The sequence below is a fragment of the Streptomyces sp. GLSS-08 genome, from assembly GCF_056387915.1.
Genome location: NZ_JBWJAQ010000007.1, coordinates 352,764 through 368,246, shown reverse-complemented (window position 1 = coordinate 368,246; position 15,483 = coordinate 352,764). Strand labels below are relative to the sequence as shown.

Below are 15,483 nucleotides of genomic sequence, written 5' to 3'. Positions count from 1 at the left end.
AGAGGGACGGCACGGTGCCGCCGGGCTACCGGCGCGTCGTCACCGGTACGCCCATCACCTCGCGGGCGTGCCGGTCGGGGACCATGCCCAGCCGCCAGGCCTGCCAGCCCGCCTCCAGGCTGACGCCCCGCTCCAGCAGCAGCTGGTACGCCTCGACGTACTCGTCCAGCTTTTCGTCCCGGGCGGGATGCCGTGAGCGGGACAGCTGGGCCAGCTCCTCCTGCGCCACCGCGCTGCCGATCTCGGATCCGCCCGGCGCCCCGTAGGGCAGCAGCGTGCAGCGCAGGAACCGGGCCCAGTCCTCGCCGCGGCGGTCGCCGTACGACGTGAACAGACCGATCGCCTCGTCGCACAGGGACAGCGCCTGCGGAGTCCGGGCGTTGCCCGCGTCCACCACCGCCAGCTCCAGACACGTCCACGCCTCGCCGTGGGCCACCCCGATGCGATGGAAGTCCGCGCGGGCGTCCACCAGAAGCTGCCGCGCGAAGCCCGAGTTCCGCAGGGAGCCGGTCTGGGCGGCCCGCTGGTCGCGGGTCACCCGCGCCGAGTGATGACGGGCGCAGGCCAGGCCGTACACGTCCCGCATCCGGGAGAACATCGTGCGGGACCGCTCCAGCTCACGCACGGCCTGATCCAGATCCCCCGTCTCCTCCAGCGCCTGGCCCAGGTAGTACACCGTCCACGCCTCGCCGCGCGCGTCCTCGTTGTCCCGGTGGCGCGAGGCCGCCTGCCGCAGACCGTCGACCGCGGACGAGGAAGCACCGCCGACGAGCCGGGCGCGGGCCAGCTGCGTCAGCGCCCACGCCTCACCGCGGCCGTCGCGCGTACGGACGTACAGGTCCAGCGCCTCCCGCAGCTCCCGCTCGGCGCGCGGAACGTCGCCCATGCGCAGCCACAGCTGACCGAGCTGGAAGTGCGCCCACGCCTCGCCGTGCACCGACTCGCTCTCCCGGTGCAGCACCAGCGCCTCGGTGAGCAGGTCCAGCGCTGCGGACAGCCGGGCGCGGTCGCGTTCCACCGCCGCCAGGGCGTGCATCGTCCACGCCCGGTCACCCGCCAGCTCCGGCGCGGCCTGGAGATCCATGGCCTCCTGGAGCCGCGCCGCCGCCTCCGTCAGATTGCCCTGGTGGTGCAGCGTGATCCCCAGGGAGCAGAGCGCGCGGGCCGCACCCGCGTCGTGATGCGCCTCGAAGTACAGGTCCACGACCGAGGACAGCGTCGTCCGCGCCTTGTCCAGCTCACCGAGCTGACGGGCCGCGATACCCGTGCGCCACTGCGCCGAGCGCACCAGCAGCCCCTGGTCCACTGCCTGGGTCAGCTCGCTGATCTCGCCCAGGCGGTACAGGTCACCGCGCAGCAGGCAGTAGTCGCACAGCGCGCCCAGCAGATTGAGCACGGCCGCCTGGTTCACGCCCTCCGCGTGGCGCAGCGTCGCCGTGATGAAGCTCGACTCGTCGTCCAGCCAGCGCAGCGCCGCGTCGAGCGAGGTGAAGCCGTGCGGGCCGACCGCACTGGAATGGAACGCGGAGTCCGCACGCGTCGACGTCTTCCCGTCGACCAGGCGGATCACCGAGTCGGCCAGCTCCCCGTAGTTCACGATCAGCCGCTCCTGCGCCGCCGTCCGCTCGGCCGGATCCTCCTCGTCCAGCAGACGCGCCTGCGCGAAATTCCGCACGACGTCGTGCAGGCGGTAGCGGCTGCCGCGCACGTGCCCGATCAGGCCCGCCCGCGTGAGCGCGGCCAGCTGACGGGTCGCGTCCTGCTCGTCCGTCGCGAGCAGTGACGCCGCCGCGGCCGCGCCCAGCGAGGCACGCCCCGCCAGCGCCAGCCGCCGCAGCAGCCGCCTGGCCGTCTCCGGCTGGTCGGTGTAGCGCAGCCACAGGACCCGCTCGACCGGCTCGACCGGACCGTACGCCCCGAGGTCCGTGGCCAGCTGGCGCGCGGTGCGCGGACCGAGGGAGGAGCCCGCGATGCGCAGCGCCAGCGGCAGGCCGCCGCACAGCTCCCGGACGCGGTCGCAGGACTCGGCGTCGTACGGCCCCGACGGGTCCTGCGCCGCCGCGTTCAGCAGTTCCTCGGCGCTGCCGGCCTCCAGCGCCTCCAGCGGGAGATGGTGCACCCAGGCGGCCAGATCCGCGGGCAGCGTGAGGGGGGTGCGGGCGGTGACCAGCACCAGGCTGTCCGACCGCTCCGGGACCAGGGTGCGGACCTGTTCGGCGTCGGACGCGTCGTCCAGCACGATCGTGACCGGCAGCCCCGTCAGATGCTGGTGGTACAGCTCGCTCAGCCGTCTCACCTGCTGGTCCGCCGAAGACCGCTCCCGGAACAGCAGCTGCTCGCGCGGCGCCCCCAGCCGGTTCAGCAGATGCAGCAGCGCGTCGCGCGTGGACAGCGGTGACTCCTCCCCGCTGTCGCCCCGCAGGTCCACCACGCACGCGCCCCGGAACTGGTCCCTGAGCTCGTGCGCCACCCGCACCGCCAGGGTGCTGCGGCCGGAGCCGGGGGCGCCGTGCAGCACCACGACCGTCGGCTTGGTCTCCGTACTCGCCCGGGCCGCGTGCACCCACTGCGCCACCCGCGAAAGCTCCTGCCTGCGCCCGGTGAACACCGGGTCCCGCTCCGGCAGTTGAGCGAAGGACTGGTCCAGGACCGTGCGCCTGCGGGCGGCGGCGCTCTTGTCCGTGCGCCGCAGCTGCGGCGCCCCCTGCTTGGCCCCGGCGGACGCGCTGAGCACCCGCTGCTGGTCGAGAAAGGGCCGGATCCCGCGTATCTCCAGGGCGGTCAGCCACTGCAGACGCAGCTGTTCGGCGCCGCCCGGCTGGTTCCGGGCGCCCGCGCTGCGGCTCGCCGCGGGCAGATGCGAGGCGGTCACCTTCGCCACGGTGACCGCCGCCCCGGCCGCGCCTGCCACGGCCCCGGCGCCCAGGGCGGTCCCCGCGCCGGTACCCAGCGCCAGGTCGGCGACGCAGGCCGCCAGCGCGGCGACGCCCGCGACGAGCACCGCCGAGCCGGCGCCCGCCCGGGCGTACCGCTGCCCGAAGGTCGACCCGTCCGCCGCCGCCTCGTCGAGCGCGCGGGTGTACGCCTCGTACTCCTCCGCGGCCGTCCGGGCCATGGCGTCCAGCTCACCGCGCGCCCGCGACAGCAGCACGGCTCCGTCGGTGCGCCCGCCCGACCGCCGCACCTCCTCCTCCACGGCACGGCTCAACAGCCGCTCGGCCTCCGCCCGATGGCTGTCCCGCATCTGATGTCCCCCTCCGGCGGCAACTCCTGTGCGTATGAGTGTCCTTGGTACGGGGCGGGAGCGACAGGGGACCGATCACCGGATCCGCTCGATCGCGGTGAGCTGGAGGCCACTCGATCATTTGTGTGACTGTCGAGCGAATTGCTGACATGCCGAAATGCCGGAATGTCCGACGGGGCAGCGGGGTGACACGGTCGTCGAACCGTTCAGTCGCCGCCCTCCGGCCGCTGGGTCGCCCGCTCGGCATCAGCGGTGGCGCGGCCGGTCGCGGCGAGGAGGGCGAGCAGCGCGAGTACGGCGAGCAGGATGATGACCAGCAGCAGGATGGTCAGGGCCGTCGGGTGGTTCCAGAGCGCGAAGAGCAGGGCCACGATCAGCAGGGCGGCCACGGCGATCCACCGGCGGTGGGCCTGGGTCCAGGTCCCCACCCGGCCGGTGCGGACCTGGCGGGCGTAGGCCCACTGCGCCGCGGAGCCGGCCGCGCGTTCGGAGGTACCCCGGACAGCGCGCGGGAGTCGTCCGGGGCCGATCAGGTAGGCGCCGAGCGCGACGACCGCACCGAGCACGATCGCCGTGCGCAGGCTGACCCGCAGGAAGTGCACCAGGGTGTCGAAGACGGCTGCCGCGGCGGCTTCCGACTGGACCTGGGGCGGGAGGTGGTCCAGGTAGTAACGGCGGGCGACGATGAGGACGACGGCCACGACCAGGCAGGCGAAGGCGGCGCCGAGAGCCGTACGGGCCAGGGCGCGGCGGCGTCGGTGTGCCAGCAGCACGCCGGCCGCGCCGATCACCACGACGAGTACGGGAAGCCAGTTCCCGACCACGTCCAGCAAATGAGCGCCCTTGCGGATCTTCTCCAACTGGTCGGACTGGAAGAGGACCATCTGCTTGTCGACCTCGGGGATCTTGGCGGCCGGGGACAGCCCGGCGTCCACGAGCGCCTGTTTGACCTGGTCGACGGCTTCGCCGACGTCGAGGGTGACCGTCCCGTCGTCCACGCCCACGGCGCCGCGGCCCTCGCCGGTGAGCGCGTGCACGACGGAGGTGTGGGCGGCCCGGTTGGCGTTCGTCCAGATCCGCTCGAAGCGGTCGCTCCGCACGAAGCGGGTCGCGACCTTCTCGACCGTGCTGTTGACCGCGGAGTCGAGCTGTGGGCCCAGTCCCTCCACGGCCTGTGCGGCGCGGGTCGGCAGCCCCTGTGACCGCAGCCACGCGGCGATGTCCGAGGCTGCTTGACTGCCGTCCACCTGGACATCCGCGGCATGGGTGATGCGTCTGACCGCCGCGGCCTCGATCGCGGGATCCGAGGCCAGCGGTGAGACCGTCTCCACGTATCGGTCGGTGTCCAGCGCGATGTCGTGCACCCACACCGTGAGAAGCGCGACCGGCACGAGGACGCAGGTGAGCACGATGAGCACCGCCGAGGCGGTCTTCCGCATGATCCGCGGGGCCGAGCCGTGCGCCGGCCCGCTCTCCTTCGCGTCACCCCCGCCCGCCTCCGGGACGGCAGCAGGCTCGGGCGGCTGGTGCGAGCTGGTCATGGGTGCTCCGGGGCTCCTGGGGGGTTGGCCTGCCTCCATTTCCGCCGCTTCCCGCCCGGACGGCCCGCCCTGGTGGGCCGTACGGGCGAGACGCGCTCACCCCCCGGGGCCGGCCGCCTCCGGACATCCTCACGGCCGGGCGGCCGGGGCCCTGCGAACGGTGCGGCTCCGGCGCGTCCATGCGCGGAAGCCGGATGGGTTCTAGGGTTGAGGAGAAGTCCCGAGCTCGCGGAACTCCGTCCCTTCCGCCTCGTACATCCCTCGGTTCCGAAACCCACCAGAAGGGCATGCGACATGTCCACTGCGTCCGAAACCCCTGTCCTGGACACCCTCGCCGCCATGACGGCCGACTCGTTGGAGCGATGCGGGCTGGCCCCGGACATGCTCATCCTGACGCGCATCGCGGCACTCGTCGCCTCCGATGCCCCACCCGCCTCCTACGCGGCCCATATCAACCCCGCTCTCGACGCCGGCCTGACCGCCGACCGACTGCAGGACGTCCTGGTCGCCATCGCGCCCATCGTGGGCACCGCCCGCGTCATGACGGCAGCGGGCAACATCGCCACCGCACTCGGCATCGCGATCGCCGTGGCCGATGCCGAGATCGGGTCCCAGGGCTGAGAGCGGACGCCCGCCCGGCGTCGAGTCACGGACGGGGCGTCGGGGCCGGGGTCCGGGAGCCACGTGTGTTCCGGGGCCCCGTTTCCCGGGGCAGGAGGGCTGAGCGCGTCCGACGCCTCACCGTAGATGTCGAGCTGAGCTGGCCGGACGCCGCGTTGCCCGCGCGGATCGGACGAGACCCCAGATAACCCTCCAGGTGGTTCAGGGTCTCTTCGGTCAGGTGGGGGTCACCGTCCACCCGGTGCATGATCTGCAGAGGTCCGCCGAGGCCGTGTCCTTGGTCTCGATGCGCTCGCGCAGCCAGCGGCGGAAGGCCTGCGCCTACTCGTGGAAGCCCAGGTCGATCAGCGCCCTGACGGACAGCGACGCGTCACGGGTCACGGATCCACGTGTAGCGGTAGTCCCAGTTGCGCTCACCACCGATCTGCTCCGGCAGCCCCATGGTGGCGGCGGCGATGAGCGAAGGTGCGGCACGTCTCAAGCGTGTCGGCGACCCCTTGCAGGGAGGGGCGGGGTGGGGCGGGATCGCCGCTTGCCGTGCTGGTCAGCACTACCGCGGCCGCCTGGCCGGCGAACAGGGTGAAGCGGGCGGTGATGTCGTTGCCGGTCCGCGAGGAGCGCGACACCGGTGGTGGACTGCAGGTGCAGGTCCGTCCCCGGGCCGCGGAAGAGCACGGAGTGTGTTCGCCGGTGCCACGGCTGCCGCCTCACCCGGCGCGGGTGAACCGGAGCGGTCGCACCGCGTCGTGCCCACGACTCCGGCCGCGGGCACAGCCGTGGTGCTGGTGGTACTGCTCGTCGCGCCGGCCGTCGCAGGAAGGGGCCACCCGGGCTCGGTCCCCTCCCCGGCGACGCCTCCGCCGCGACCGCGGCGGTCCACGGCAGGGACACGAGGGCTGGTGAACGGGCCGGTGCCGCGGTGCGCCGCGCGCCTGGGCAGGAGCACTGACATGCTGGGGGAAGAGAGTGCTGCCCGTGACGTGGTCCTGACGGACAGGGGTGGTGAGCGCCATAGCCGAGACCTACGAGGACGACCGAGGGCCGTCCGTTCCGATCGTTCCTGCCGTACCGTGCGCCGATCCCCTCGGAGACCCGTTTCTGCGTACCAGGTTCGCCCTCCCGGCGAGGCCCGCCACGTTCCTGCGGCGGCAGCGGCTCGTCGACCATCTCGACCAGGCTCTTGGGACACCGCTGACGCTGCTCAACGGGCCGGCCGGAGCCGGCAAGACCCTGCTGGCCGCCGACTGGGCCGACGGACTGCGGCCACCGGTCGCCTGGCTCACCGTTGAAGAGGGGGACCGGCGTCCCGGAGTGTTCTGGGCGTACGTCGTTCAGGCCCTGCGCGCCTGCGGTGCGCTGCCGCCCGGCCCGGTCGTGTTCCCGGCGGACGCGTCCCGGGTGGATGGCAGGCTTCTGGCCGCGCTCGCCGCCGAGCTGAACGATTGCGGTCGGCCCGTGGTCCTCGTGCTCGACGAGTACGACCGCGTGACCGCTCCGGAGGTCGCGGAGCAGCTGGAGTTCGTCCTGCACCACGCCGGACGGGGACTGCACCTCGTCATCGTCACCCGCACCGAAGCGCTGCTTCCGCTGCACCGTTACCGGGCGGCCGGCCAGCTGACGGAGATTCGCGCCGCCGGGCTGGCCTTCACCCCCGAGGAGGCCGTCGTGCTGCTGGAGCTGCACGGTCTGAGCCTTCCGGTCCACGCCGCGCGGGCCCTGGTGGACCGCACGCGGGGCTGGGCCGCCGGCTTGCGCCTGTCCGCCCTGGCCGCTCGGGAGAGCGCCGACCCGGAGGCCTACCTGAAGGAGTTCGAGGCGGACCGGAGTACCATCGCGGACTTCCTGCTGGCCGAGGTCCTCAACAGGCAGACGGAGGAGACACAGGACCTGCTGCTGCGGGTCAGCGTCCTGGAGCGTTTCTGTCCCGAGCTGGCCAACGCGCTGACCGGCCGGACCGACGCCGAGCCGCTTCTCGCCGGGCTGCACCGCGCGAACGCGTTCGCCGAGCACCTCGGGCGCTCGTGGTACCGCCTCCACCCGCTGTTCGGGGAGATACTCCGGGCCCATCTGCGCGAGCGCCTGCCCGGGCTGGAGCCGGAACTCCACCGGCGGGCCGCGCGATGGCTGCGTCGTTCCGGATTCCTGCCGGAGACACTCGCCCACGGCGCCGCCGCGGGCGACTGGGACTTCGCCGCCGGTGCCCTCATGGACGACCTGGCGATCGGCCAGCTCTTCACCGGCCTGCGCTCGGGCGACCTGGCCGAGTTGTTCTCCCACATGGGGCCCGAGGCCAGGAGCCCCGCCACGGACCTCGTGCGTGCGGCCCGCGACCTGGCCCGGTGCGACGTCGACCGGGGTCTGGCCCGCCTGCGCCGCGCCGAGGAGCGGCTGGCCCCCGAAGCGTTCGAACCGGCGCCCGACGTGACGCCCGACCGGGCGGCCGCCCGGCTGTGCTGCGCACTGCTGGAGGCCCTGGCCGCCCGGCTGACCGGATGTGCCCCACGGGCCGAGAAGGCCGCCCGAGCGGCCGATGAGCTGCGGAGGGAAGTCCCGGCGCAGCTCCTGGCGGAGCATCCCGAACTCCCCGCCCTGCTGCTGACCCACGTGGGATCGGCGCTTCTGTGGGCGGGGCGTTTCGAGGAGGCGCGCGCTGCTCTGACCACCGTGGCCGGCGCTCCCGGCGACGACGCCACCCTGCTGCCCCGGGAGGAGTCGATGGGGCACCTCGCGCTGCTGGACTACCTCAACGGCTGGCTCGGGCGGGCGGAGCGCAGGGCCCTGGCGGCGGTGTCCGAGACGGAGCGGGTCGGTCTGCCCCAGCCGTCCGGCTGCTGCCTCGGACGGCTGGTCCTGGCCGCCGTGGCCGTCGACCGCCATGAGCTGGACCGGGCCCAGGCCCTCCTCGACGAGACGGCCCGGCTCCCGTCGGAAGCGCGGGATCCGGTGCCGGCGGCGGGGCGAGCCCTCGCCACGGCTCGCCTGCTGCTGGTCAGGGGCAAGACACGAGCCGCCGTCGAGGCGGCGCATGCGGACGTCTCCGCCGCTGTGGCCTCCCCTTGGGCGGCAGGCCATGAGGCGCTCGTCGCCTCCGCCGTCCACCTGGCCGAAGGACGGCCGGACGAAGCCGCCGAGATGCTCAAGGACGTGTCGGGTGACCAGCCGGCGTGTGCGGTGGAGGCCGCGGCGATCCAGCTCGCCGCAGGTCGTCCCGAGGCGGCCATGGACCTGCTCGACAGCATCCACACCCGGGGCAGGACGGGTCCGGCGGTGACCGTGAGGGCAGCGCTGGTGAGGGCTCAGGCCGCGGAGCGGGCGGGAGACACCACCACCGCCCGCAGGCTCGTGGCGCAGGCGCTCCTCGACGCCCGTCGGGAGCGGCTGCGGCGTCCGTTCCTCGATGCCGGAACGTGGATCCGGCCTCTCCTGGCCACGGCTCCGCTGCACGAACTGGCAGCGGGCTGGCTCACGCCCGGCCCGCCGCGACGCGGGGAGCAGCCCGGCCCACAACCCCCGCCCCCCGTCGCGGTGGAGCTCAGCGGACGCGAGCGCGAGGTCCTGGAGCGGCTGGCCCGGATGATGTCGACGGAGGAGATCGCCGCCGACCTCTACGTGTCGGTGAACACGGTGAAAACCCACCTCAAGAGCGTGTACCGGAAGCTGGCGGTGAACCGGAGAAACGACGCGGTGCGCCGCGCGCGCGACCTCGGGATCCTGTGAACGCACGTCATGAGTGCGGTCGGCGCCCCGCCGGCAGGACATCACGGGACCCAGCCCCTCCCCCGTGGCGGGTGAGGCGGGAAGCGCGTGCTTCGGATGCGATGGGAGGGGCGGCAGGCGTGTGCCGGCCGCCGCCCCGGCCGGCGTCCGTGGGTTACCGGGCAGACTGAGCGAGGTGGACAGGGTGAAGCACTGGCGGGCTCTGATCGTCCTGGGTACTGCCCAGTTCCTGATGGTCTGGACACCTCCGTCATGAACGTGTCCATCAGCCAGCTGGTCGAGGACTTCGACACGGAGGTCACTGCCATCCAGGCCGTCATCACTCTGTACGCACTGGTCATGGCGGCCTTCATGATCATCGGCGGCAGGTTCGGGGACATCCTGGGGCGGCGCCGCATGTTCCTGCTGGGGCTCGTCGTCTACGGCGCCGGGTCGGCCCTGACCGCCGTGGCGCCCACGCTGGGGGTCCTCACCCTGGGCTGGTCGGTCATCGAGGGACTCGGAGCCGCCATGGTGCTGCCTGCCATGGCCGCCCTCGTCGCGGAGTCGTACCGCGGGCGGGACCGAGCCGTCGCCTACTCCGTCATCGGCGGGCTCGCCGGCGCGGGGATCGCGGTCGGCCCGCTGCTGGGCGGCTGGGTGACGACGTACCTCAGCTGGCGGCTGGTCTTCGCGGGCGAGGTCGTGGTCGTCGTGGCCGTCCTGCTGTGCCGGCGCGTGATCACGACGCCCGCCCCGACCGGTCGGCGTCCCCGGCTGGACTGGGTCGGCGCGGTACTCTCCGCGACCGGACTGGGGCTCTGCGTGCTCGGGGTGCTGCAGAGCAGCACCTGGGGATGGGTTCAGCCGCGCAACCCTCCCTTCACCGTCCTCGGCTTCGCCCCGACGCTGTTCGTCGTCGGCGCGGGGGCAACCGTCCTGGCCGTCTTCCGGTACTGGGAGCGGCGGCGCGACGAACAGGGCGCCGACCCCCTCGTGCATCTGTCCCTGCTGGGCAGGCCCGTCCTGCGGTCCGGCCTGCTGACCCTGCTGAGCCAGAACCTCATCCTGCTGGGGCTGTTCTTCACCATCCCGCTGTACCTCCAGGTGGTTCAGGGGTTCAACGCGTTCGAAACGGGCCTGCGCCTGCTCCCCGTGTCCGTCACCATGCTCGTGACCTCCCTGTCCGCGTCGGCGCTCGGCCGGCTGTGGGGGCCGCGCAGGGTGGTCCGGCTTGCCCTGGTGACCCTGGCGGCGGCCATCGCGTGGCTGCTGGCCACCATCGACCCGGTCATCGACGACGCGCAGTTCGCCGGCCATGGCCCTGCTGGGCGTGGGCGTCGGCCTGCTCGCCTCGCAGCTGGGAAACGTCGTCCAGTCCAGCGTCGGCGAGCAGGAACGCAGTGAGGCCGGGGGGCTCCAGTTCACGGCACAGAATCTGGGCTCGGCGCTGGGTACCGCCCTCATCGGGTCGATCCTCATCGGTGCGCTGGCCCACGCCTTCACCACGCAGGTGGCGGACAACCCCCGGCTGTCCGCACAAACCCGTGATCAGGTCGGTGTCGCCCTCGAGGCCGGGATCACGTTCGTCCCCACCGATCAGGTGCGCTCGGCGGCCGAGCGGGCCGGCCTGCCGCCGTCCGAGGCCGACGCCGTCGCGGACTCCTACGCCGCCGCGCAGCTGAACGGCCTGAAGGCGGCGATCCTGGCCACGGGCGGCATCGCTCTCGCCAGTTTCCTGGTCACGCCGCACCTGCCGATCGCCCGGGCCGGCGGGCCGCGGCAGCCGGACGCCGAAGCCCCTGCCGGAGCGGCCGGATCGACGCGCTGAGAAGTGAGGGAGTCACCCATGCCCATGACCAGAGCCACGACCGGCCCGGCCACGCCCCGCGGGGCGCACCGTGCCGAACGTCGGGCCCGCGCGGACTACACGGGCGGCGTCTACGGATCCATGCTGGCGGCCTCCGTGGTGATCGGCGCGGGCTCCCTGGGCTCGTTCCCCCGCACCGAGCTGGTGCTGCTGCTGTTGCTCACCGGAGTGGTGTTCTGGATCGCGCACGTGCATGCCCAGCTGTTCGGGGCGCGCCTGGCACAACAGGCTCTCAACCGCCGGGTCGTGCTGCACGTGTGCCTTGACGAGTGACCGATCGTCAAGGCCGCCGTCCCGCCGGCCGTCGCGGTGGCGGTCAGCCCGCTCCTGGGGCTGGACGTGCGGGGTGCCCTCTGGCTGGCTCTGTGCGTCGCGGTGGCCGGCCAGGTGGGCTGGTCCGTGGCCGCGGCACGCCGCGCCGGTGCTTCGCCGCGACTCATGGCCGCCACCGCGACGGTCAACCTGCTGCTCGGCCTACTGATCATCGCTCTCAAGATCCTTCTGACGCACTGATCCGTGTCGTCGGTCGCCGGGCGCCGGTCACCTGTACCGGGTGAGGTCCGACGGAGCACGGAGGCGCACGGTCGCAGGGAAGGGCGCCGTCCGCCTGGCCGAAGCAGTCCACGGAAGGACAGCTCGTGCGCTACGAGATCCGAGTCGAGGGACACCTGTCGGAAACGCTGGCCAAGGCGTTTCCGGAGCTGGGCCACGTGGTGATGTCCGGCCAGACCATCCTGTTCGGCCCCGTCGTGGACGAAGCGCACCTCTACGGACTGCTGGCACGCTGTCAGTCACTGGGACTGCGGGTCCTGGAGATGCGCCAGCTGCCGGAGTGACGGGACGGGACGGGACTGGGCGTGGTCCCTCCGGGCGAACTCGGATCGCTCATCCCGTGTCTTCTCATTGCGTCCGGCCGGAAGGTGGACGGGCCGAGCGCCGGGGACGCGCACCTCACTGCCACGGCGGCGTGGACCGATCACCCGTGGTGGGTGAGCCGGTCACCGAGCGGCAGGCGTGACCCTGGAGCCGTCAGACGTTCGCACACCACCCCCTTGACCCCGCCCCGTCGGCCTCGGAGGCGACGGCGGGGTCACGCGAGGAGGAGCCATGACCATGTCGCCCGGCCCGGCATCGCGCACAGGACACGAACACGAGCCCGACGGGGCGGTCCCCGGCCACACGGGCGACTCCGCGTACATGCTCGCGCGGCTCGGCCGTTCATGGACCTGGCTCCTGGGGTCGGCCGTCGCGACGCTGGTGCCGGGCGTCCTGATCCTGGTCTGGCCGGAGGCGACACTGCACGTCCTGGCGGTCCTCATCGGCCTGTACCTGCTGGTGACCGGGGCGTTCCGGTTCGTGGCCGTCTTCGCGCGGGAGGGGCACGAACGGCTCCCGGGGCTGCTCCTGGCAGTGCTGTACGTCCTGGCCGGGGTGCTGTGCCTGCGGAACCCGCTGCAGACGATCGCCGCGCTCTCGCTGATCACCGGGGTCGTCTGGCTCGTGTCCGGCATCCTCACCCTCTACGCGGCCATCTCCGTCGAGGACCTGCCGCACCGTGGCGTCGTCTCGGCCGTCGCCGTACTCGGCATCGCCGCGGGGATCGTCGTGCTCGCCCTGCCCGCCGAGTCGGCCCACGCCCTGACCCGGCTGCTCGGTCTGTGGCTCGTCCTGCTCGGCCTGGCCGAGGCGGTGGTCGCCCTCGCGTGGCGGGCCGCGCTCCGCAAGGCGTACACGACCGGGCCGCACGCCCCCGCCCCGACGGCCTGACACCGCGCGCGCCGCTCCGCCGCGACTGCCTCCACGACCGTCGTCCCGATCGGCGACCGCCGCGGGCCACCGGCGCATGCGGAGAGGAGATCCGATGAACCCGGCCGCACCCCCGCCGGACTCCGGCGAAGACGTCAACCGGCACCGGTACGGGGAGACCGTCGCGCCGCCGGCGTCCGAGCCGCCCGTGCTCCTCGCGGCGGCCGACCAGGCGACGGGACGGGCGGCTCCGTGAGTCATGGTCGGGAAACCCCGCAGCCCGGGGCGCTCCGGGTGCGTGTGCCACGCCGCCGCCCCGGCACACCACGGGCGGCCGGGGCGACGGCCGACTGGCCGCGCGTGGCACGGCTGGCGCCGGCCCGCCACGAACCAGGTCGGAAAAGGCACGAGCTTCCCGGCCCGGGGCTGGGTCGTGGCGGCCCCGACAGCTGATGCGAGCAGGCCGTCGCCCCGCGCCGACCCGTTCGCCGCCTGCATCCGTGGCGTGTGGGCGGGGGCTTCCCGGGTGCGCGAGGATTGGGGCATGCCCAATCGACTCACGCACGCCACGTCCCCGTATCTGCTCCAGCACGCCGACAACCCGGTCGACTGGTGGCCCTGGTCGGCCGAGGCTTTCGACGAGGCGCGCAGGCGCAACGTGCCCGTCCTGCTCAGCGTGGGGTACAGCAGCTGCCACTGGTGCCACGTCATGGCGCACGAGTCCTTCGAGGACGAGGCGACGGCCGCCTACCTGAACGAGCACTTCGTGAGTGTGAAGGTGGACCGCGAGGAGCGACCGGACGTCGACGCCGTGTACATGGAGGCGGTGCAGGCGGCCACCGGGCAGGGTGGCTGGCCCATGACGGTCTTCCTCACCCCCGACGCGGAACCCTTCTACTTCGGCACCTACTTCCCGCCCGAGCCCCGCCACGGGATGCCCGGCTTCGGTCAGGTTCTGGAGGGCGTGCGCGGTGCCTGGACCGACCGTCACGCCGAGGTCGCCGAGGTCGCGGGAAAGATCGTGCGGGATCTCGCGGGCCGGGAGCTGGACTACGGCGGCACCGGGGCGCCGGGCGAGGAGGAACTGGCCGGTGCCCTGCTCGGGCTGACCCGGGAGTACGACGAGCAGCGCGGCGGCTTCGGCGGAGCGCCCAAGTTCCCGCAGTCCATGGTGATCGAGTTCCTGCTGCGCCATCACGCCCGCACCGGTTCCGAGGGCGCCCTGCAGATGGCGCGGGACACCTGCGAGCAGATGGCCAGGGGCGGCATCTACGACCAGCTCGGCGGCGGGTTCGCCCGCTACTCGGTGGACCGCGACTGGATCGTCCCGCACTTCGAAAAGATGCTCTATGACAACGCCCTGCTGTGCCGTGTCTACGCGCACCTGTGGCGTTCCACCGGGTCCGGTTTCGCCCGGCGCGTCGCGCTGGAGACCGCCGACTTCATGGTGCGCGAACTGCGTACCGCCGAGGGCGGCTTCGCCTCCGCGCTCGATGCGGACAGCGACGACGGGACCGGCAGGCACGTCGAGGGCGCGTACTACGTGTGGACGCCGGAGCAGCTCCGCGACGTCCTCGGGGACGACGCGGAACTGGCCGCGCGGTACTTCGGCGTGACCGAGGAGGGCACCTTCGAGGAGGGCGCCTCGGTCCTGCGACTCCCGCAGCAGGACGAGGTGTTCGACGCGGAGCGGATCGCGTCGGTCCGGGAGCGGCTGCTCGCCGCCCGGTCGCGGCGTCCGGCTCCCGGCCGCGACGACAAGGTGGTCGCCGCGTGGAACGGCCTGGCGGTCGCCGCGCTCGCGGAGACCGGCGCCTACTTCGGGCGTCCCGACCTGGTGGAGGCCGCGATCGGCGCCGCCGACCTCCTCGTACGGCTGCACCTCGACGACCGTGCCCGGCTGGCGCGGACCAGCAGGGACGGCCGGCCCGGTGCGCACGCCGGGGTGCTGGAGGACTACGCGGACGTCGCCGAGGGCTTCCTCGCGCTGGCGTCGGTCACCGGCGAGGGGGTCTGGCTGGAGTTCGCCGGGTTCCTGCTCGACCACGTTCTCGCGCAGTTCGCCGACGCCGAGTCGGGCGCCCTGTTCGACACCGCGGCCGACGCGGAGCGTCTGATCCGCCGCCCGCAGGACCCCACCGACAACGCCACGCCCTCCGGCTGGAGCGCGGCGGCCGGAGCCCTGCTGTCGTACGCGGCGCAGACCGGTGCCGAGCCCCACCGCACCGCGGCGGAGCGGGCGTTGGGTGTGGTGAGGACGCTCGGGCCGCGCGCCCCGCGCTTCGTGGGCTGGGGTCTCTCGGTGGCGGAGGCGCTGCTCGACGGGCCCCGCGAGGTCGCGGTCGTCGGCCCGGCGGACGCCGAGGCGACGAGGGCCCTGCACCGTGCGGCTCTTCTGGGGACGGCGCCGGGGGCGGTGGTCGCCGTGGGGGCTCCGGGCAGTGACGAACTGCCGCTGCTGGCGGACCGGCGGCTCCTGGACGGTGAACCGGCCGCGTACGTCTGCCGCAACTTCACCTGTGACGCTCCGACGTCCGACGTCGCGCGGCTCCGGGAGGCGCTGGGCAGCGCGGTCTCTGACTGAAACAGGCGGTCTGGACCGGTAACTTCCGACGTAGTCGCATACATGCGCTTACTCGACCTGGCGTTCCGAAACACTCTATTTATCTGAACAGCGTACGGGCTTCACAGTTCCCCCCTAGTCTCCTCACGGTGACGCGACGGTTGATGGCACCCCGTCGCGACAGGGGTTTGGGGATCTGGGG

At 73.1% G+C, this 15,483-nt stretch carries 8 protein-coding genes and 2 pseudogenes; 8 read left to right on the top strand and 2 right to left on the bottom strand.

The window, feature by feature from the left end; all coding sequences use genetic code 11:
* Window positions 1-25: 25 nt before the first annotated feature.
* Both AC0ZLC_RS15650 and AC0ZLC_RS15645 read right to left on the bottom strand, forming a co-directional pair.
* Window positions 26-3,244, bottom strand: a complete 3,219-nt coding sequence (locus AC0ZLC_RS15650; protein ID WP_476752547.1) for a tetratricopeptide repeat protein — start codon at window positions 3,242-3,244, stop codon at window positions 26-28.
* 206 nt (window positions 3,245-3,450) lie between these two features.
* A complete protein-coding gene (locus AC0ZLC_RS15645; protein WP_476752546.1) occupies window positions 3,451-4,785 on the bottom strand; it encodes a hypothetical protein in 1,335 nt (444 codons plus the stop codon).
* Window positions 4,786-5,079: 294 nt separating this feature from the next.
* Here AC0ZLC_RS15645 and AC0ZLC_RS15640 point away from each other — a divergent pair, with 294 nt between their 5' ends.
* The 8 genes and pseudogenes from AC0ZLC_RS15640 to AC0ZLC_RS15605 all read left to right on the top strand — a co-directional run bounded on the left by AC0ZLC_RS15640 (window position 5,080) and on the right by AC0ZLC_RS15605 (window position 15,302).
* Window positions 5,080-5,406, top strand: coding sequence for a carboxymuconolactone decarboxylase family protein (locus tag AC0ZLC_RS15640; protein WP_476752545.1), 327 nt, complete (start codon window positions 5,080-5,082; stop codon window positions 5,404-5,406).
* Window positions 5,407-6,417: 1,011 nt separating this feature from the next.
* The gene (locus AC0ZLC_RS15635; RefSeq protein WP_476752596.1) at window positions 6,418-9,123 is read left to right on the top strand and encodes a winged helix-turn-helix domain-containing protein; all 2,706 of its coding nucleotides are present in this window, start codon (window positions 6,418-6,420) and stop codon (window positions 9,121-9,123) included.
* 184 nt (window positions 9,124-9,307) lie between these two features.
* Window positions 9,308-10,933: pseudogene (locus AC0ZLC_RS15630) on the top strand (MFS transporter).
* A gap of 18 nt (window positions 10,934-10,951) precedes the next feature.
* Window positions 10,952-11,485 (top strand): annotated as a pseudogene (locus AC0ZLC_RS15625) (hypothetical protein).
* A gap of 125 nt (window positions 11,486-11,610) precedes the next feature.
* Complete coding sequence (locus AC0ZLC_RS15620) at window positions 11,611-11,808, top strand: hypothetical protein (RefSeq protein WP_476752544.1); 198 nt, start codon at window positions 11,611-11,613, stop codon at window positions 11,806-11,808.
* A gap of 271 nt (window positions 11,809-12,079) precedes the next feature.
* Window positions 12,080-12,739 (top strand): HdeD family acid-resistance protein, encoded by a 660-nt coding sequence (locus AC0ZLC_RS15615; RefSeq protein ID WP_476752543.1) that lies wholly within the window; start codon window positions 12,080-12,082, stop codon window positions 12,737-12,739.
* 94 nt (window positions 12,740-12,833) lie between these two features.
* Complete coding sequence (locus AC0ZLC_RS15610) at window positions 12,834-12,974, top strand: hypothetical protein (protein ID WP_476752542.1); 141 nt, start codon at window positions 12,834-12,836, stop codon at window positions 12,972-12,974.
* A gap of 288 nt (window positions 12,975-13,262) precedes the next feature.
* A complete protein-coding gene (locus AC0ZLC_RS15605; protein ID WP_476752541.1) occupies window positions 13,263-15,302 on the top strand; it encodes a thioredoxin domain-containing protein in 2,040 nt (679 codons plus the stop codon).
* Window positions 15,303-15,483 lie beyond the last annotated feature (181 nt).